Genomic DNA, 20,463 nt, shown 5'->3' on the forward strand with positions numbered 1-20,463 from the left:
CTACAGTTTTTGCATTTTCCCGTTGTGAAGCACGTTCCCTTCTGCGTCCTGAATAACAATCAAGAATATCCCAGCAGGCAAACCAGATACATCAAATGTGTGGTAAAGTTTGTTTTGCACGCGCGTCATGGTCGCTTTTTGAATGGTTATCCCACGTAAATCTGTCAGTTGAATCTGATACGAACGGGCAGCTAGTACCGGCAGAACATAATCGATAGTTACCTGATGCGAAGCCGGAACCGGGAAGATAGTCAGTTTGCCATTTCCAAGGGGCTCAGTTGTGGCAGTGATTACTTCAATGGTAATTTCATCGGACGCCAATTCGCCGCACCCATTTTGGTTGGCCCGCACCGAATAACGACCTGACTGCGAAACCAGAAGCATTTGCTGCGTCGCTGCCGGAATGGCTACTCCATTCAGCAACCACTGATTTCCACTTGGTGCACTTGAAAGTAGTCGATATTCATCGCGGGTAACGGTAGGCCGAATCGGCTCCTGAATGGTCACCGCAACTGGCGCTGAAGTTATAGGTCCGCAGCCGCCGGTTACTTCCACGGTATACGCACCGGTCAGCGTGGCCGAGAAAACAGGCGTTGTCGCTCCGCCAATTCGCTGGCCGTCGCGGAGCCACTGGTACGAAACAGCAGGTGATTCGGTGGCGCGCAACCTCACCCCCGTTCCCTGACAGGCCGTTGTCGAACCTTCCGGCGTAATTGTGGCCTGCACCGCATCGGTCGGCTGCGCCGTCACGGCAGTACGCTGCCCCGCCGAGCAACCCAGCGACTTAACTTTCAGGTTGTACAAATAGTAATAAGCCGTTTTCAAGGTATCATTGTTGAACAGCGAGCCTTTCAGCAACACGACCCCCGGAATCGAAAACGGAAAGCCACTCACACCGACGTTACTCCGAAAAATGGAAGCTCCGTTCTCGTACTCAATCGCGATTTTGTAGTCACCCGGCTCGGGTATCCGCAAATTTAAGGGATACTCTGCACCTCTATCGGTAGGATCGTCGGAAGTTTGCCCGGCGGGGGGAGTACCAACGGGCGTATTTGGGTTACGCGTAGCGGTTACATCGAGCGTTGTTGAGGAGACAAAGGTGCCGTCCAGCCGCTGCACCGTAAACGTGATTCGGCCAGCATTGCCAATATATAGCCTTGCACTCTCCAGTACTAAAGGAATCTGCGTGGTGATTAACGGCTGCGGCCCGAAATTTCCGGCGTAAGTACCTCCTCCAAACGCTCCTTTCTCGGTTGGTCCCACGATTCCGCTAAAGTCATTAATCCCCGCGTAATACACGTTATTAGCAGGCCGAACGGTTGTTGAGGTGGCATTTCCAACCGCTAATAAATTTCCTCCTGTTAATGCATCATACCAGAAAGTCAATCCGCTGCCCGTGCTGCGGAGCGCAACGGGATTCTCGCCACAATACGAAGCCGTCAAATTTCCCGGCGTCGGAGCCACTACCGTAGTTCGGGTTTCGGCCAGTTGGTTGTTGGTCGTATCCTGATCCGAACTCAAATTGGTTGTCGCCGTAAAGCGGTAGGCAACGCCCGGTTGTAAGGTCAGCGGACTTTGTAAGGTTAGACTAGCTTCGGCGGAAGCGGCAACTGGCTGCGTTGTCGTACCCGTTAATGTGGTAACTAAAGTTCCGTCAGCAGTTGTTACCCGCACCGTTACCAGAATAGCGGTCTGTGGGCTAGTGCCGAAATTTTGCACCCGTACCCCAACCCGCAAAGCATCCTGACCACAAAAAGCGTTCTCGGGCGCCAATAGGGCGGTTACCCCCACATCATTCTGTGGACGAGTAAACCGAACCAGAAATTCCTGCGTTTCGCCATTGGCAAAATTTCCGCACGGCAGCACAGCATTATTATCGGCGGTTTCAACCGTGACAATTCGCAGGCGGGTTGTTTGTCCTTCTGTTAGGTTCGGCGGAATGACTAAGTTCGAGGCGAAAGTGGCCGGAGCCGTTAAAGTACCCGATGTAGCAACCAATTCGCCGGCATCAGCAAAGTCCCCATCCAGATTCCAGTCGATGAAAACTTTTGTTGTCGAGGGACGCGTATTGCCACAGGAACCCAGCACAATTTCCAAAGGCAGTTGCTGGCCTTTCGCAACGATGGCCACGTTGGTCATAAAATTTGTGTAAGGCTGGCATCCCGCCTGTCCTGCCTGGTCGATCCCCGCAAAACGCACCCGATCAATTTGGGTTCCGCCTGCCGAAGTGGCGGCCGACGCACAATAGACCGTACCGCCTACCCCACTAGCTAAGAGCGCATAATCCTGACGAGCATTGGTAAGCGCTCCTTTATGCGAAACCGTCAAGGTATAAGTAGAGCCCGGAATGGGGTTCTCAATACGAATTTGCTCTACATTATCGACTACATTATCGCTCCGCGTAGCCGCCTGCGTGGGTTCCGCCGGGTTGAGTGCCCACGGCAACGTGGTAGTTTGCCCGCTACTCAGACGAATATCCAGGTCATTGACCAATTTTGGCGTTCGGGAGTTAATATTCGCCGATGCTGTTGCCGTGCCTTCAGGATCAGTCCAGCAAATAGTAGCCACCAGCGGTCCGCGCCCCGAAGCCACCAGCTGAACTGTATAGGTTTGCCCAGCGGTAAGCGTTCGTTCTTCCAATAAATGGCTTCGGTCGGCATTGCCAATAACCCGGGCCGCGCGTTCGGTATTGAGCAATCCCCAGCCAAATCGGTAATCGGGTCCGGGATTGTCGCCAGCCTCATCGGTTGTGTGAATGGCCAGACCTCGGAGCGTTGAGGAGCGCATAAAACGACCGCCGTTTAGTTGCGCAAAATATTCCTGTAAAAGAAACAAGGAACCACTCACATTAGGCGCCGACATGGACGTACCGCTCAACGTGGCGTAGGTATTGTTGCTGACCGAACCGGCAGACAGCACACTTACCCCAACGCCCACTAAATCAGGTTTGATGCGCCCATCATCGGTAGGTCCCCAACTGCTAAAGCTGGCAATGCGTGCATCAGCAGGTTGCGTGTAGGGAACCGACAAGGCACTGATCGCCCCGACGGAAAGAATATTTTTCGCCGTGCCGTAAGTTGCTATTTGGTCATAGCCGTTCTGGTCTTTGCGGGGTGTTCGGCTGACCGTATTGCTACTGCCGATGTAATAAGGTTGATTAGCGCCCGGACCGTTCTGCCCGTGGTTGTTCCCCGCCGACTTGACAATGAGGTAATACGGCGCATTAATGGCAATTCGGTCCCAATCGCGGGCTTCGCTGTTGTAAATGCCAAATTTATGATCTTCGGTAGCGCTGATAGTCGTATCGCCATACCATTCCCATTTGATATCGCCGGTTCGGTCGGCATCGTACACCCAACCCGCCAGCGAACCGTAGGAGTGATTGGAAACCAACAAATCAGACGCAGCGGCGGCCATTTCGGCATCGTCGTTGCTAAAATCCCAGGCCCGCAATTTGCCGCCAAAGGCCATGCCCCGTGCCTGGGGATTGATGCCAGCCCCTATCATAATACCGGCTACGTGGGTCGCGTGATTGTCGTTTCGGGTGACGTTATCCACTTGCGTCACCCGGTCGGCCAATTCGATATGGGTAGCCAGCACGCGTCCCCCGTCCCAAATACCCAGTTTATTTTGTACTACTGCACTGCTTCCCGACAACGATAATCCCAAACCGCCCCCCGAATACAGGGAAGAAGTCCGTGTCGTTTGCGCCGCCCGGGTAGCGCTGTAGGTAGCATCATACAACAAATTGCCCCGCTCGTCAACGCCCTGCAAAATGATTACGCTGCCATCGCCCCTAAATTTCTGAAGCGGCAGGCCACGCTGCCGGGCTAGACTGGCCGCCCGTTGGTACAAAGTAGTATTCGTTTGCTCAAATTCCTTACCCAGCCGTTCCAGATTGATCCGTTGCTGCTGGTTGTAGAGATTTTTTTGGCCATAGGAAGACAAAGCCAAACAGGCAAGAAGAATTACTGGCGCAAACCAGCGCAAAAAGTACATAATGAATCGATAAAGCCGTAAAGTTGAAATCTGAATAACTAACGAAAATACTTAATTATTCTGGCATCTCCCCGCCGCTTTTTCAACTCTTCCGGCTTATTGTTCTGGCCGTAGCTGAATGGGCACAATGGCTTCCGTTTTGTCCCAGGTTAGCAGCATGTCCGTACCGCGTTCTTTCGGGGCAAAACTGATGTAAAACTGCTCGGCCACATTGTTCCGTTTGCGCGTCATCACCGGCACGCGCAGCACATCCTTCGTCTGATCGTAATCGGTTCCCCACTGTCCGGTTTCCCGGTTAAAGATCACAATCCAGTTGCCTTCACTGGGAATGGTCCAGAGCGAATATTCTCCCTCATCCAGGGGTTGTCCGGCCACTACCACATCCTGATCAAATTCGATGAGCGTCGCTTCGTTGGCACCTGTCCGCCATACTTCTCCGTACGGCACCAGATCCCCAAAGATTTTGCGGTCTTTCTTGTAAGGCTGGCAGTAATCGACCTTCACCGAAACGCCATTCTGATTGATTTGGGCTACGGCTTCGGGACTTTTTGATTTCGTCCACGACCGAAGCACAAAAAAGCCAATGAGTACAACAACGGCAAGACCACCGATAATCCAGAGTATTTTTTTCATGATGGGTTAATTAATTATAGACTGCAATAAAATAGTTAAGATCAATTAATTCCAATAGGGTAACGTTTTTGACTACCTGTTGCACAAGCTTGTCGGCTATATTTGCTCCCATGAAGTGGCTGACAACCATACTGACTGTTTATCTGCTGGGGCTTTCGTTATGGCCCTGTGCCGATGAACCACTTACCCTCGCCGGACAGCCAGAGATCAGTTTGTCTATCCAGGTGCGTGAAGCCACCGAATCGTCGCATGGGCACGCTCATTTGTGTTCGCCTTTGTGTGCTTGTGCCTGTTGCGCGACCACCCTTACGGCGGCTCCGCGCTTTCTTTATACACTCAACTCACCGGCTGAAATACTGTTTCCATCTTCGCTGGTTTTCGCCTACTATCCGCCCCACTGGGTTGATCCACTCTCGGCCATCTGGCAACCGCCCAAGCTTACCGTCTGAACAACGTTTCTGCTGCGTAGATACCTCCTTTCGTTTTGAAAGGGCTTAGCAGCGTGTATTCCTGTGTTTCATTTTTGTTCATACGGTCATGCTGGACTCTCTTATCCGCTTTTCCATTCGGAATAAGCTCATTATTGGCCTGGCAACGCTGGCATTGATTGCCTGGGGTAGTTATTCCCTTAGCCGGTTGCCCATCGATGCGCTGCCCGATATTACCAATAATCAAGTTCAAATTATTACCAACAGTCCGTCGCTCTCGGCGCTCGATGTGGAACGCCTCATCAGTTTTCCGATTGAGCAAACGATGGCGACGTTGCCCGATCTGGAAGAGGTTCGTTCGATTTCACGCTTTGGGCTATCGGTGGTAACGGTGGTTTTCGACGATGCCGTCGATATTTATTTTGCCCGCCAGCAGGTTTTCGAGCGCCTTCAGCAAGCACATAACCTGATTCCGGAAGGCGTGGGCGAGCCCGGACTCGCTCCGGTTACGACGGGACTTGGCGAAATCTATCAATACATTATTCGTCCCAAACCGGGTTTTGAAGCCCGTTATCCAGCCACCGAACTCCGCTCCATTCAGGACTGGATTGTCCGGCGGCAACTGCTGGGAACGCCCGGTGTGGCCGATGTGAGCAGCTTCGGAGGGTACCTCAAACAATACGAAGTAGCGGTCGATCAGCAACGTTTACGGGGCGCGGGCGTAACCCTGGACGAGCTATTTACCGCCCTCGAAAAAAACAACCAGAACACGGGCGGGGCCTACATCGACCGCCGGCCCAATGCCTATTTTATCCGCAGCGAAGGGTTGATTCGGAGTTTGGCGGACATCGGTAAAATTGTTGTTCACCGCACGCCGGGTGGAATGCCCGTTCTGGTTCGCGACGTGGCGCAGGTTCAGTTTGGCCATGCCGTGCGTTACGGAGCCATGACGCACAATGGCGATGGCGAGGTTGTCGGGGCGTTGGTGATGATGCTGAAGGGGGCTAATTCGTCCCAGGTCATCGGCAACGTTAAGGAGCGCATGGAGCAGATTAAAAAAAGTCTGCCCGAAGGCGTTGAACTGCACGCTTTCCTGGACCGGACCGATCTGGTTAACCGCGCTATTAGCACCGTTGAGCGGAACCTGATTGAAGGTGCTTTGATCGTCATTTTCGTGCTGGTCATTCTACTGGGAAACTGGCGGGCGGGGCTGATTGTGGCGTCGGTGATTCCGCTGGCCATGCTCTTCGCCGTGTCCATGATGAATCTGTTTGGCGTATCCGGCAACCTGATGAGCCTGGGCGCCATTGATTTCGGACTGATTGTCGATGGTGCCGTGATCATTGTCGAAGCAACTTTGCATCATCTCGGCCTAAAACGCTACCAGCACCAATTATCACAGGCCGAAATGGACGAAGAAGTTTACGTATCGGCCAGCCGAATCCGCTCGTCGGCGGCTTTTGGCGAGATTATTATTCTGATCGTTTACTTGCCTATTCTGGCGCTGGTCGGCATCGAAGGAAAGATGTTTCGACCGATGGCGCAGACGGTGGCATTCGCGATTCTGGGGGCGTTCATTCTGTCGCTGACTTACGTGCCAATGATGTCGGCGCTGTGTCTGAGTCGGAAACCGGCCAAAAATACCCGCACGCTCTCGGATAAAATTATGGCCTTCTTCCACCGAATCTACGACCCGGTTATTCACTGGACATTGGCCAATAAAAAGGCAGTTCTCGCCGCTTCACTGGGGTTATTTGCCCTAACGCTCTGGATTTTCTCTCGGCTGGGCGGCGAGTTTATTCCACAGCTTGACGAAGGCGATTTTGCCGTTGAAACACGTGTCATGACGGGTTCTTCGCTGGCGCAATCCGTGGCGGCGGCCCAGAAAGCGGGCGAAGTATTAAAGGCCAATTTTCCGGAAGTAAAAGAAGTGGTTGGCAAAGTCGGTTCCAGCGAAATCCCAACCGATCCGATGCCCATCGAAGCCACCGACCTGATGGTTATTCTGAAAGATCGCTCGGAATGGACATCGGCAAAAAACCGCGAAGAACTAGCCGACAAAATGCAGCAAAAGTTGGCGCAGATTCCGGGCGTTAGTTTTGGCTTTCTGCAACCCATTCAGATGCGGTTCAGCGAATTGATTTCGGGCGTTAAGCAGGATGTAGGCATCAAACTCTACGGCGAAGATTTGACCGTGCTGGCCGATTACGCCGCCCGGATGGGTCGCATCGTTAACTCGGTAAAGGGAGCTAAAGATCTGTATGTAGAACAGGTATCCGGTTTGCCCCAGATTGTGGTGCAATACGACCGGGATGCGCTGGCCCGTTTTGGCATATCCATCAAGGATGCCAACCGCTACGTGGAAGCGGCCTTTGCCGGAGCTACGGCGGGTCTGGTCTACGAAGGTGAACGCCGCTACGATCTGGTGGTTCGACTCCAGGAAGCCGGGCGGCAACGGCTCGAAGACGTGCAAAATCTACTCATAACCACAGTCGATCACCAAATGGTACCGCTCAGCCAGGTCGCTGCCGTTTCGTTTCAAAACAGTGTCAATCAGATTCAGCGGGACAATGCCCAGCGGCGAATTACGGTGGCGTTTAACGTGCGGGGCCGCGATGTAGAAAGCGTGGTGCAGGAATTACAGCAAAAACTGGATCAGCAGTTGAAGCTCCCGCCCGGCTATTACCTGCGCTACGGCGGTCAGTTCCAGAACCTGGAAGAAGCTAAAGATCGGCTTCAGATTGCCGTCCCGGTTGCGCTGGGCCTGATCTTTCTGCTGCTCTTTTTCACCTTTAAATCGGTTCGGCAAAGTCTGCTCATTTTTTCGGCGATTCCGCTTTCGGCCATTGGCGGCGTGCTGGCGCTCTGGCTGCGGGGTATGCCATTTAGTATTTCGGCGGGTGTGGGCTTCATTGCGCTCTTTGGCGTAGCGGTTCTAAACGGAATTGTCCTGATCGCCGAGTTTAACCACCTAAAAGAAAACACTGATTTGAGCTTACAAGACATTATTCTACAAGGCACCGCCAACCGCCTGCGGCCCGTCCTGATGACAGCGCTGGTCGCTTCGCTGGGTTTTCTGCCCATGGCGCTGGCTACCACCGCCGGGGCCGAAGTACAACGGCCGCTCGCTACGGTGGTCATCGGAGGGCTGGTTTCGGCCACGCTTCTGACGCTGCTGGTGTTGCCTTGCCTGTACTGGTGGGAACAAAAAAACCAATCCAAAGATCAACGGTCAATTGCCAGTAGTCAGGTGGTTACTGTATTAATTTTGGTAGGAAGCCTGCTAGCCATACAGTCGCCCGTTTGCGCGCAAACGCCTTTGACGATTGAAAGTGCCTTACAGCAGGCCCAGACCGCCAACGGGGCCGTTACCGTCAGCAACCTGAACATTGCTATTCAGAGAACATCCCGACGCGCCTCCCGCGACCTGGGCGCTACCGACCTGAACTGGACTGCCGGACAATACAACAGTCGCGCTTTCGACAATAACTTCACCGTTTCGCAAGCCATTCCCAATCCAACACTGCTCCGGCGGCTGGGCCAACTCGCCGATGCGGGCCTAAAAAGCAGTGAGTTGGGGGCGGCGGTTGTGCAAAACGATTTGCGGGCGCAGGTAAAGGGAGCTTATTATGATCTGGTTTATCTGGCCGAACGACAACGGCTCTTACGCACCCAGGATAGTTTACTAACTGAATTTCAGAATGCTACTAACTTGCGGCTACGCACTGGCGAAGGCACCGCCGTGGAAGTAGCAACTGCCGCCAATCAACAGGGCGAAATCCGCAATCTCATGGCCCAAACGGAAGCAGACCAGCAAATGGCGATTCTGCGGATTCAAACCTTACTCAATACCCGGCAACCTGTCACGGTAAGCGAGACCACCCTCAGCCGCCGCTCCCTGCTCCTTGTTACCGACTCGGCAACCCTGGCTCAAACACCAGAACTAGCGCTCATTCGCCAGCAAACCGACGTAGCACTTCGGCAAATCGCAGTCGAGAAAGCTCGGCTACTTCCTTCTTTTTCGCTGGGTTATTTTAACCAGTCGCTGATTGGAAATTATACGCTGGGTGGCCCGGGCGGTCCAACACAGGAGGTGTATTATGGTGGAGGCCGACGCTTTCAGGGCTTTATGGCGGGTATTGCCTTGCCGGTATTTCGGGGTCCGCAGCGTGCCCGTATCGAGGCGGCGGAACTGGGGCAGCAACTCAATACCGCCATGCTTGCGCTGGCCCAACGGAATCTACAGGGTGATCTGGCGGTACTGGTTCAGGAAATTCGGAAGCGGCAAAGTAGCCTGACTTACTACGAACAAACGGGCCTGCCTACGGCGCAGTTGCTAGCCGAAAAAGCCCGGATCGCTTTCAAGTCCGGCGACATCGACTATCTGGCGTATTCGCAGGCGCTGAGCCGATCCTACCAGACCCGTTCCGGTTACATCGACGTGCTGGGACAGCATAATCAACTCGTTATTCGTTTAGAGCAACTTCTAGGCTTACCGTAAGCTATTTTCGCCATGAAAACACCTATTTTTTATATACTGACCCTCACTAGTTTGTTGATCGCCTGTGATCCAAAAGGCGATCAAACGACTGACACCGAGCAGAAAGAGCATGCGCACGAATCGCACGGGGAAGAACCAACAGATGTGATTGAATTGACCGCTGACCAGATTCGGTTGGGGGAAATAAAGCTCGGCACCGTTAGTTATCGTAACCTCACTCAGGTACTTTCCGTGAATGGCAAGCTGGCCGTACCGCCCCAGAATCAGGTGAGCATCACGGCCTTGCAGGGTGGTTTTGTCCGTAGTTTGCCCATCATGACCGGCCAACCGGTGCGAAAAGGGCAGGTTTTAGCGCGCATCGAAAATCCAGACCTGATTCAGTTGCAGCAGGAATACGCCGAGAATCACAGCCGCCTGACATTTCTCGAAGCCGAATACGCCCGACAGAAAGAATTAAGCCAGCAGGCGGTCAGCGCGCTAAAGGTTTTCCAGCAAACAACCGCCGAATTGTCGGCTACCCGTGCCCGCCTGGCGGGACTTGCGCAGCGCATTCAGCGGGTTGGTCTTTCCCCAAAAGCCGTCTTAAATGGGCAATTCAGCGCTTTTTACGTCATTACGGCCCCGGTAGCGGGCGTTATTACCAACGTCACCACTAACACCGGCCAATACCTGCAACCCGCTGACGTGCTGGCCCAGTTGGTCAGTAACGAAGGCGTTTACGCCGAACTGACTGTTTTTGAAAAAGACCTGCCGCAAATTCGGGAAGGGCAACGCTTCACGTTTCGTCTGACGAACGAAGCGGAGCGCGAACGAACGGGCCGAATTTCGTTTATCAACCAGGCGATTGAAGCCGACCGTTCCGTGCGGGTCGTTGCCCGTCTCGATCAGGACAGCGGCAAACTGACACCCAATACCTTTCTGAAAGCCAGCCTGAATCTGGGTAATAACCGAGTCACGGCTTTACCCGAAGGGGCCATCGTTAATTCGGAAGGAAAAGACTACATTTTCATAGTAACCACGGAAGAAGCTCACCACGAGCATAGAGAGGTCGGAACCGAAGCCGATCATACGTGTTTCAAGCAAATTCAGGTGCGGCGCGGGGTAACGGAAAATGGTTATTCGGCGGTCGTGCTCCCCGGCAATTTTGACATTGCTAAAACACAGGTAGTTATTCAGGGTGCGTATGCGGTGCTGTCTCAATTGAAAGCAGCTTCGGGCGAAGAAGAAGGCCACGCCCATTAACATCATTCGCTATGGAAACGACTCAACTAGATTTGCCCCTTTTGCTGCCTAACGTGCCCGATGAGCGCGATAGTTGTGTAAAACGATTGATCGATTTGCTGGCGGATCGGCCCGGTATCGAAAAAGTCCACATAAAATCGGATCACCACGACCATTCGGGCAAGGCGCAATTGTGCATTCATTACCAGCCTGAAACGATTTCGCTGGACCGCGTGCAACAACTCGCAGCCCAAGCTGGCGCTGAAATTACGCAGCGCTACGGTCATTTTGTCGGGCGATTAGCGGGTATTCGCCACGCTCGGCACGCCCGCACTGTTTCGGATCAGATTCGGCGCTGGCCGGGTGTATTGGAGGCCTCTGTTTCGGCTTCGGGAGCCGTGCATCTGGAATTTGACGAAGAGCAAACTTCCTGGCCTCAACTAAGCGACCAGCTCCTTAGCAACGGAACGCCCCCCGCCGAAAGTAATGCCTTGTCCAAGCCTCTTCATGCGCCTCATCACGACCATTCACATGCGGAACATGGCCACGCGGGGCACAGCCACGCCGGCCACGATCATGCCCACGGGAAAGGCAGTCACCAGCATACCCACGAACACGGTGGCATCTTTGGAGCCAATAGCGAGCTCATTTTTGCGATCTTGTGCGCCGCTTGTTTAGGTACTGGCTTTGGATTATCGTTTGTAACGAATTTGCCTCAATGGGTCAGTTTAAGTTTATACGGATTTGCCTATTTTTTCGGTGGTTTTTTCACGGCGAAAGAAGCGGTCGAAGCCATCCGGCAGGGACAGTTCGAGATAGATTTCCTGATGCTGGTCGCCGCTGCTGGTGCCGGTTTTCTGGGCGAATGGGCGGAAGGGGCGCTCCTGCTGGCGCTGTTCAGTCTGGGCCACGCGCTGGAACATTACGCCATGAATCGCGCCCGTAAATCCATTGCCGCCCTTTCTGAGCTGAGCGCCAAAACTGCCCTTGTTCGCCGGGGTGAGCTTACAGAGGAAATTCCCATTGAAGAGTTGATTATTGGGGATGTTATTTTGGTTAAACCGAACAGTAAAATTGCGGCAGATGGTGTTGTTATTAACGGTGAAGGCTCGGTCAATCAGGCACCCATTACGGGCGAAAGCATACCCGCAGATAAAATACCGCTGCGCAGCACAGCAACACCAAAAGCTGAAAATCAAGTCTTTGCCGGAAGCATCAATGGTTCCAGCGCGCTTGAAATCAAGGTTACAAAAGCCACCAACGATTCTACGCTGGCTCGCCTGATTCAGTTGGTTAACGAAGCGGAATCGCAGCAGTCACCCACCCAGCAGTTTACCAACCGTTTCGAGCGCTGGTTCGTCCCCGCCGTTTTGATTCTGGTCGTTTCGCTTTGCTTTGCCTTTCTGGTCATCGATGAGCCGTTTTCGGCCAGTTTCTACCGAGCGATGGCCGTGCTGGTAGCCGCTAGTCCCTGCGCCCTCGCTATCTCTACGCCTTCCGCCGTTTTGAGCGGCGTAGCGCGGGCAGCCCGCGAAGGAGTCCTCATTAAGGGGGGCCGACCACTCGAAGATTTAGGCGAACTGACCGCTGTCGCCTTTGACAAAACCGGCACGCTGACGCAAGGCAAACCGCAGTTACACCAAGTTATCGCGCTGGCAGGTTCAGAAACAGAACTGCTCCAAATTGCTCAGTCAGTCGAACGGTTGAGCGATCACCCCCTAGCGGCAGCTATTGTCAAGGGGAGCCAGGAGCGGTTAGCCGATAAACACGTACCCAAAGCAACCAACCTGAAATCCCTCACCGGGCGGGGGGTGCAAGCTGAGGTAAATGGGCTTCCCGTCTGGATTGGCAATAAAGCCTTATTTCTAGAGCAAAAAAAGCTGCCCGAATCAGTCAGCCACAAAGCCGATCAATTAGAACAATCCGGTCATACGGCCATGATTGTTCGGTGGGGAGATCGTTTTTTGGGCATTCTCGGCGTCATGGATACGCCCCGCCCCGAAGCCCAACGCACACTAGCAGCGCTCAAAGATCTCGGCATCCGACGAATGATCATGCTGACGGGCGACAACCAGCGGGTGGCTGACGCCATTGCCAAGGAAGTAGGCTTAACCGACGCACTCGGCGATTTGCTACCCGAAGCCAAAGTCCAGGCGGTCTTAACTTTAAGGGAGCAGGAAGGCAAGGTAGCGATGGTTGGCGATGGCGTTAATGATGCGCCTGCGATGGCCAAAAGTACGGTCGGGATTGCAATGGGCGCGGCGGGTTCGGATGTGGCGCTGGAAACCGCCGATATTGCGCTGCTGGGCGATCAGTTGGAGAAATTACCCTTCGCCATTGGCTTGAGTCGGCAGGCCCGGCGGATTATCAAGCAGAACCTGGCGATCAGTTTGGGCATGGTGGCGCTGCTGCTTCCACTGACTATGCTGGGGGTGGCCAGCATTGGCCCAGCGGTGATTGCCCACGAAGGCTCAACGCTCGTGGTAGTATTTAATGCGTTGCGTTTACTGGCCTACAAACAAAAAAAATAATTTTTTTAGAATTCGCTGCAACGTTCGATTGAAAAGAGGCGTATAACCCAGCAAGAAGATAAAAGTTAGATTACAAACATCCCCGGCCACTTGGCTGGGGCTTGTTTTTTAGGCACAAAATCAGCCTTGATTGCCTAAAAAGTCCTTCGAACTCATGTATGATTGCAGGATAATGACCGCACTAACTTTATCAATATTGCCTTTATCCCGCCGATCCTTCTTTTTAGTCCCACTGGCAATCATGGATTGCAAAGCCATTCGGGACGTAAACCGCTCGTCGTGCCAATGCACCGGAATGTCGGGCAAAGCCGCCTGTAGCCTTTTTACAAAACCCTGTACGCGGGGTGTGTTGTCCGTATCCGACCCGTCAAGGTGCTTTGGCAAACCTACGATGAAAGCCTCCACCGCTTCGGTCGCAACGTATTTTTTCAAATAATCCAGCAATTGATGCGTCGGCACCGTATCCAGGGCAGAGGCAATGATTTGAAGAGGGTCGGTGACAGCCAGACCCGTCCGTTTCGCGCCGTAATCGATAGAAAGCAGTCGAGGCATTCAGTAAGACCGGAGCGCCGGTTCGACCGGAACGCCGGCACGGTTAATGAAAGATGCTTTTGAACAAATATACAGGCTATTCCTCAAGAAAGAGATTAATCCTGGGCGGCAACCCAGTAGCTGCGCCCAGAATTAGCCAGTTATGCTTCGGGTTGCTGGTACATGACCACATCGATTCCTATTCCATTCGGATCAACAATGGCAAAATGACGATCTCCCCAAGGCTCATCGCGTAGTTCTATTTCTATTGGCACGCCTAATGCTTTAATGCGCTCATATTCAGCATCTATTTGATCCACTTCAATAGTCAAATATACGCCTTCACCCGTGAATGGCCTCTGAAAAATAGGACGCTGCGTCGGGTGATTTGGCAGTAAAAAACTGATTTCGGTTGGGGTGGTTCCTTCCTGGCTAGGCGTGTGCATCAGAACATAAAAATCGTTCTCGAAGGTTATTCCGAAATTCAGCACGTTGGTGTAAAAGGCTTTTGTTTCGGCTAGTTTATCGGTAATAATTCCTGCGTTCAGTTTCATAAAAGCGTCCGTTTAGATGATACCAAGTTGAACTTCTGTGATGTTGTTGGCGGGTTCAGCCATGTCCATGTGCACATACATTTCCCGCACAACACCACTCAATTGATGCCCTTGCTGAATCGTCTGGGGAATAAACCGACCGTAGAAGCCACCTAGATTCTCCCAAGGGCCGTCCAGGGTTTCCGCCACGCACTTAAACGAGTCGATGCGCCGAAACGAAAAATCAGCCGGTTTGCCTTTTTCCTCGCTGACGGGCAAGGCAATTTCCAGTTGAAACACGTTGTTGGGATCGCCACTAGCCCCGTAATAGGTCCAGTAAATCGGTCCCATAATATCGACTCCGAGCCGCACGGCTTCCTGATGCAATCCGCGCGCTATTACGGCGACAAACTGGTTTAATTGCGATAAAGTGGTTGCCGTCGAAAACGTCAGGGCAGTCATGGGGGGAGCTTGTTTTACCTGCATAATTCCAAAAGAATTGGGTGAACGATGCAACAAAAGTCAAGCCCGCTCATGACAGCCCTATGTCAGCAGGTTTTTATTTTTAGCGAATTGCCTGCCGAATTTTGAGTAATCTTTCCAACAACCCTTCCAGTTGATCCAGGGCCAGCATGTTTGCTCCGTCGGATTTTGCTTCCGCTGGGTTGGGGTGCGTTTCAATAAAAAGCCCATCGGCGCCAACAGCAATAGCGGCTTTCGCGATGGTGGCAATCAGGGCTGGTTTTCCGCCCGTCACGCCGGAAGTCTGGTTAGGCTGCTGCAGGGAGTGCGTACAATCCATAACCACCGGTACGCCGTGCGCCTGCATGGCGGGCAGATTGCGGTAGTCAACCACCAGATCCCCGTAGCCAAAGGAATTGCCCCGGTCGGTCAGAAAAATGGGTGCCGCTGGATTAACCGACTGTACTTTTTCGACCGCAAAGCCCATGGATTCGCCCGACATGAACTGCCCTTTTTTGATGTTAACGACCTTCCCGGTTTGCGCAGCAGCGGTTAACATGTCAGTCTGACGGCACAGAAAAGCAGGAATTTGCAGCACATCAACGTATTCGGCAGCCATCGCCGCTTCGTGCGCTTCGTGAAAGTCAGTGACTGTGGGTACATCAAACGTTTCACCAACTTCTTTTAAAATTTTCAGTGCCGTAAGATCACCAATTCCTGTGAATGAGTTTAATTTTGTACGATTTGCTTTCCGGTAGGATCCTTTGAAAATATAAGGAATCTGCAATTTGTCGGCTAGCTTAACCAGGCGTTCGGCGATCTGCAAGGCCATATCACGTCCCTCAATGGCGCAAGGGCCAGCGATCAGAAAAAAGTTACCAGAATCGGTATGTTTTAGCTTTGGTATATTCACAATTGCCTAATGATTAGTGGTTATAAACAACAACAGCCTGCCTGAAACACAACGACAAAGCGGTATTCAGACAAGTAAACGGAAGTGCGAAGTTGGTGAATTTGGTGATTTGATGCGTTATTTTGCTGTTAATCAAAAAGCCTCCTTAATCTTCTTTTATTAAGTACAACCACATCCGTATTATTTTTCAACAAATTGTAAATCTGCAAGTTTACTAGTGCGTATAAGAGTTGCAGAACGGTTTTAGCTTTAAAAAATTATTTGACAATCCTATTTTTAATCTATTTCTTTGCAACGTTTTTTTAACCCCTAATGCATACACAAATGTCAGAAATTGCACAGAAAGTGAAGGCTATCATCGTCGAAAAACTGGGCGTTGAAGAGTCGGAGGTCACCCCGGAAGCCAGCTTTACGAACGACCTGGGCGCTGACTCGCTCGATACGGTCGAATTGATTATGGAATTCGAAAAAGAATTTAACATCTCCATTCCCGACGACCAAGCAGAAAACATTGGTACCGTTGGACAGGCAGTTGCCTATCTGGAAGAGAATGTGAAATAAGTACCCTCCTATTTTAAGGTTAAGGTTCATTTTATGCCCTTTAAACGAGTAGTAGTAACAGGCCTTGGCGCACTCACGCCGATTGGTAACGACGTCAATTCTTTCTGGAATAACTTATCCGCCGGGGTTAGTGGCGCCGGCCCGATTACTAAGTTCAACGCAGAGAAATTCCGTACGCGGTTTGCCTGTGAAGTAAAAGGACTGGATGTAACGCAGTTCATCCCTCGCCAGGAAGCTCGTAAAATGGATCCGTTCGCCCAGTACGCACTTGTCGTGGCTGATGAAGCCATAAGCGACTCGGGACTTAACCTAGAAGAAATCAATCTGGATAAAGCTGGGGTTATTTGGGGTTCTGGAATTGGTGGTCTTAAAACCTTCCAGGACGAAGTAACGACCTATGCCCGGGGCGATGGCAGTCCGCGTTATAATCCGTTTTTCATTCCGAAAATGATCGCCGACAGTGCATCGGGTCTATTATCGATCCGGTATGGCTTTCGGGGGGTTAACTACGTGACTGTGTCGGCTTGCGCATCGGCAACCAACGCCATGATTGATGCCTTCAATTTCATCCGCCTGGGCCGCCTGAACGTGGCCATTACCGGTGGCTCCGAAGCCGCCGTAACCGAAGCCGGTGTGGGTGGATTTAACGCCTTGCGTGCCCTTTCCGAGCGCAATGATTCGCCCGAGACGGCTTCTCGCCCATTCGACAAAGACCGCGAAGGCTTTGTGTTGGGCGAAGGTGCCGGTGCTATTATTCTCGAAGAATATGAGCACGCCAAAGCGCGCGGGGCAAAAATTTATGCTGAACTTATCGGTGGTGGCATGTCTTCAGACGCTTATCACATTACAGCTCCCCATCCGGAAGGATTGGGCGCGCTGAATGTCATGAAAGACGCACTGGACGATGCGCAAATCAAGCCCGAAGAAGTTGATTACATTAATGTTCACGGAACCTCAACTTCGCTTGGCGACGTCAGCGAAGCGAAAGCAATTGAGCAGGTCTTTGGTGAACATGCTTACCAACTAAACATCAGTTCGACTAAGTCGATGACCGGCCACCTTCTGGGCGCTGCCGGAGCCGTTGAAGCGATTGCAAGTATTATGGCCATCCGGCATAGTCTTGTACCGCCAACGATCAATCACTTTACGGACGATGAGAGCTTCAATCCAAAACTGAATTTTACGTTTAACCAGGCCCAGCAACGCCCGGTGAACATTGCGATGAGCAATACGTTTGGTTTTGGAGGACACAACTTTTCCGTGGTATTCCGCAAATTTGATCAGTAACAGAGGGTGCAGGCCGTCTTAGCGAACAGTGTGATCTTACCCATTCGCAACTTTCTCCGCTTCCGTGCGGACAGCGAGGAAAAAAAATTCCGGAAGGCCATTGCTCACATCATCGGGGCAAGGCCCTCTAACGCTCGTGTCTACCAACTTGCGTTCCGGCATACCTCTGCCTCAAAAGAGACGGCGATCAAAGGCTTCAAGGAGTCTAACGAGCGCCTGGAATACCTCGGTGATGCCGTTCTGGGGATGGTAATCGCCGAATTTCTTTTTAAAAAATTCCCCTACAAAGACGAAGGTTTCCTAACAGAGATTCGTTCGCGCATTGTTAACCGCGAAACGCTTAACGGCATTTCCCGCAAACTGGGACTCGATAAACTCATTGAGTACGATGGAAGCCGGGGTCGGATTATGCCCGCCCGTACGTCGATGTATGGTGATGCACTTGAAGCCTTAGTCGGCGCTATTTACCTGGATAAAGGCTTCCAGTTTACCCGCCGCTTTATCCTAAAAGAACTCTTGGGGCACTATGACCTCGATTCGCTGATTAACAACAACCTCAATTATAAAAGCAAGCTCATCGAATGGGCCCAGCGGGAAGGAAAGAAAATTGATTTTCTGATTATTTCGGAGAAAGGAAATAATCATTTCCGTGAATTTATTGCTCAGGTAATGGTCAGCGGCGAAGAATTTGCTACCGGAAGCGGATACAGTAAGAAAAAAGCGGAGCAGTCTGCCGCCGAAAAAGCCTGTGAACTGCTGGAAATTAAACCAACTGATAGCTAACATTCCCGCCTTTGTAATCTTCTCTTTTCAGTGTAGAATTTCTGTTACATTTCTGTGTAATAAGCAGGCATTCCCCGCTAGGTGCGCTGCGTTATTTCCTGCCATTTTATAAGCAAAACCCGCCATTCTGTCACGATTAACCTTTTCTAGCTACTCAAGCAACGACAACTTGGCCACATTAGCGCTAAAATTGGATCTGGTACGTAAGTTGATTAGTATAGAGTAAACGGAGTAAGGAGGATGACTTTTACGAGTCAAATTCCATTATCCAGGTTGACTCTTACTGAGAGGGGGCAGCGACAAGCGGCCTCAAGCGATTACTAAATCGGATAAGCAGCCGGCTGTAAACGGTCATATGGTTAGCCTGCGGGTAATACCGCAGGCGACCACCATCTTAAAATCCAATATCAACAAAGCCTTGTTAAATTTTGTTAATTGCAATACGATCACGAATTTTGAGCGTAGCAGTTTTCGTTAACTTGATGAGTTGAATACGATACAGTAAACGACCTCTTCATAAGCACAGAAACATGAAAAGTAACTGGAAAGTCCTAGCATTTATTGCTCTCTTATCGAGCGCGATCACGCTCGCAGCCTACAACTTCTTGGGCTTTAATAAACAAGATGTTATTCTGACTGAGTCGGGGCCAGCCCCTATTGGCCGGCTGGCGGCCCTAACGGGTCCCAATGCGGCGGGTGATTTTACCGCTGCCGCTGAATCAGCCACACCTGCGGTTGTTCACATTAAAACGATAGTAACCCGCACGGTACGCCAGCAACAGATGCCAGACATCTTCCGGGAGTTCTTCGGTGAAGATTTTGGCGGTTCTCGGGGCGGCGCACCACAACGTCAACGCGGACAGGCTTCGGGTTCAGGGGTTATCATTAGCCCAGATGGTTACATTGTAACCAACAACCACGTTGTTAAAGATGCGGACGAAGTAGAAGTAATTCTAACAGACAAACGCAGCTTCAAAGCGAAAGTGATTGGAACGGACCCTTTGACTGACCTTGCTGTTATTCAGATTAACGCTAAAAACCTGCCATCGATCACGCTTGGTGACTCCGATAACCTGAAATTAGGTGAATGGGTATTAGCCGTTGGTTATCCACTGGATTTGGAATCGACCGTGACTGCTGGTATTGTTAGTGCCAAAGGCCGCGGAATTGGTATTCTAAACCAAAATGTGAACCGGGAAGATCCAAAAGGTGATTCACCAATTGAATCGTTCATTCAAACGGATGCCGCGATTAACCCAGGTAACTCAGGTGGTGCGTTGGTAAACCTTCGTGGTGAACTGGTTGGTATTAATACAGCGATTGCTTCACAAACAGGGTATTATAGCGGCTATGGCTTTGCGGTTCCTGTTTCCCTAGTGAAAAAAGTATCGGCTGACTTACTGAAATATGGTAATGTACAACGGGGTTACTTAGGTATCTACCCACGTGAGTTAGATAGCCGCGCTGCTCAGGAATTGGGTGCGAAAGTAGGCCGTGGTATTTATGTTCAGGATGTGGTAGCTGGCGGTGCTGGCGCTGCTGCTGGTCTGAAAAAAGGCGATGTTATCGTGAAAATGGAAGGCCAGAACGTTGATTCAGATGCCCAGATGCGCGAAATCATCGGTCGTCGCCGTCCGGGTGATGTCTTGGCCGTCACGGTTAACCGGAACGGTGAGAATCGCGACCTGAAAGTTGAACTTCGTAACCGGAACAACGGTCGTGATGTCATTCGCAAAGAAGAGAGTGCAACTGCTTCGACAGGTAGCATCAGTTCTTTAGGTGCCGATTTCGAAGAGTTGGCAGCAGCTGATGCAAAACGCCTCGGCGTTAGCGGTGGTGTTCGTGTGAAACGCATCACAGAAGGCAAGTTAGCCGAAACGGATATCGAAGAAGGTTTCATCATCACGAAAGCAAACGGCCGCAACGTCCGGACAGTGAAAGAACTGCAAGCAGCTTTATCTACTACCAAAGCAGGTGAAGGTCTGATGTTGATTGGTATGTATCCGAATAGCTCGCGTATGTACTACTACGCTGTTCCAGTGTAATGCTTGAAAATACATAGATCAACAAAAAAGCCCGG

At 51.6% G+C, this 20,463-nt stretch carries 14 protein-coding genes; 8 read left to right on the forward strand and 6 right to left on the reverse strand.

Annotated elements, in window-relative coordinates; genetic code table 11:
- Entirely contained in the window at positions 1-3,999 is a 3,999-nt protein-coding gene (locus tag L0Y31_RS05145; RefSeq protein ID WP_234736064.1) for a S8 family serine peptidase, read from the reverse strand.
- Between the two features lie 96 nt (positions 4,000-4,095).
- Positions 4,096-4,632, reverse strand: a complete 537-nt coding sequence (locus L0Y31_RS05150; RefSeq protein WP_234736065.1) for a DUF2911 domain-containing protein — start codon at positions 4,630-4,632, stop codon at positions 4,096-4,098.
- A gap of 110 nt (positions 4,633-4,742) precedes the next feature.
- Here L0Y31_RS05150 and L0Y31_RS05155 point away from each other — a divergent pair, with 110 nt between their 5' ends.
- The 4 genes from L0Y31_RS05155 to L0Y31_RS05170 all read left to right on the forward strand — a co-directional run bounded on the left by L0Y31_RS05155 (position 4,743) and on the right by L0Y31_RS05170 (position 13,313).
- Positions 4,743-5,081, forward strand: coding sequence for a DUF6660 family protein (locus L0Y31_RS05155; protein WP_234736066.1), 339 nt, complete (start codon positions 4,743-4,745; stop codon positions 5,079-5,081).
- An 88-nt stretch (positions 5,082-5,169) separates the two neighbouring features.
- Complete coding sequence (locus L0Y31_RS05160; RefSeq protein WP_234736067.1) at positions 5,170-9,561, forward strand: CusA/CzcA family heavy metal efflux RND transporter; 4,392 nt, start codon at positions 5,170-5,172, stop codon at positions 9,559-9,561.
- 12 nt (positions 9,562-9,573) lie between these two features.
- Complete coding sequence (locus L0Y31_RS05165; protein WP_234736068.1) at positions 9,574-10,803, forward strand: efflux RND transporter periplasmic adaptor subunit; 1,230 nt, start codon at positions 9,574-9,576, stop codon at positions 10,801-10,803.
- Between the two features lie 11 nt (positions 10,804-10,814).
- Positions 10,815-13,313 carry a heavy metal translocating P-type ATPase gene (locus tag L0Y31_RS05170; protein ID WP_234736069.1) on the forward strand — a complete coding sequence of 833 codons (2,499 nt, stop codon included), beginning with the start codon at positions 10,815-10,817 and terminating at the stop codon, positions 13,311-13,313.
- Between the two features lie 120 nt (positions 13,314-13,433).
- Here L0Y31_RS05170 and ruvX read toward each other — a convergent pair whose 3' ends face one another.
- The 4 genes from ruvX to kdsA all read right to left on the reverse strand — a co-directional run bounded on the left by ruvX (position 13,434) and on the right by kdsA (position 15,755).
- Entirely contained in the window at positions 13,434-13,865 is a 432-nt protein-coding gene (ruvX, locus tag L0Y31_RS05175; RefSeq protein WP_234736070.1) for a Holliday junction resolvase RuvX, read from the reverse strand.
- Between the two features lie 140 nt (positions 13,866-14,005).
- Positions 14,006-14,398: a VOC family protein gene (locus L0Y31_RS05180; protein ID WP_234736071.1), complete on the reverse strand. Its 393-nt coding sequence runs from the start codon at positions 14,396-14,398 to the stop codon at positions 14,006-14,008.
- 12 nt (positions 14,399-14,410) lie between these two features.
- Entirely contained in the window at positions 14,411-14,863 is a 453-nt protein-coding gene (locus L0Y31_RS05185; protein WP_234736072.1) for a hypothetical protein, read from the reverse strand.
- A gap of 79 nt (positions 14,864-14,942) precedes the next feature.
- A complete protein-coding gene (kdsA, locus tag L0Y31_RS05190; protein ID WP_234737122.1) occupies positions 14,943-15,755 on the reverse strand; it encodes a 3-deoxy-8-phosphooctulonate synthase in 813 nt (270 codons plus the stop codon).
- A 321-nt stretch (positions 15,756-16,076) separates the two neighbouring features.
- Between kdsA and L0Y31_RS05195 the strand changes: the two genes are divergently transcribed.
- The 4 genes from L0Y31_RS05195 (at position 16,077) to L0Y31_RS05210 (ending at position 20,428) form a co-directional block, all read left to right on the forward strand.
- The gene (locus L0Y31_RS05195) at positions 16,077-16,313 is read left to right on the forward strand and encodes an acyl carrier protein (protein WP_234736073.1); all 237 of its coding nucleotides are present in this window, start codon (positions 16,077-16,079) and stop codon (positions 16,311-16,313) included.
- A 33-nt stretch (positions 16,314-16,346) separates the two neighbouring features.
- The gene (fabF, locus tag L0Y31_RS05200) at positions 16,347-17,600 is read left to right on the forward strand and encodes a beta-ketoacyl-ACP synthase II (RefSeq protein ID WP_234736074.1); all 1,254 of its coding nucleotides are present in this window, start codon (positions 16,347-16,349) and stop codon (positions 17,598-17,600) included.
- Between the two features lie 30 nt (positions 17,601-17,630).
- On the forward strand, positions 17,631-18,383 hold the full coding sequence (gene rnc / locus L0Y31_RS05205) for a ribonuclease III (RefSeq protein ID WP_234736075.1): 753 nt from the start codon (positions 17,631-17,633) through the stop codon (positions 18,381-18,383).
- A gap of 530 nt (positions 18,384-18,913) precedes the next feature.
- Positions 18,914-20,428 carry a Do family serine endopeptidase gene (locus tag L0Y31_RS05210; protein ID WP_234736076.1) on the forward strand — a complete coding sequence of 505 codons (1,515 nt, stop codon included), beginning with the start codon at positions 18,914-18,916 and terminating at the stop codon, positions 20,426-20,428.
- Positions 20,429-20,463: the final 35 nt, after the last annotated feature.

Origin of the sequence: Tellurirhabdus bombi (assembly GCF_021484805.1) — a bacterium.
Taxonomy (GTDB): Bacteria; Bacteroidota; Bacteroidia; order Cytophagales; family Spirosomataceae; genus Tellurirhabdus; species Tellurirhabdus bombi.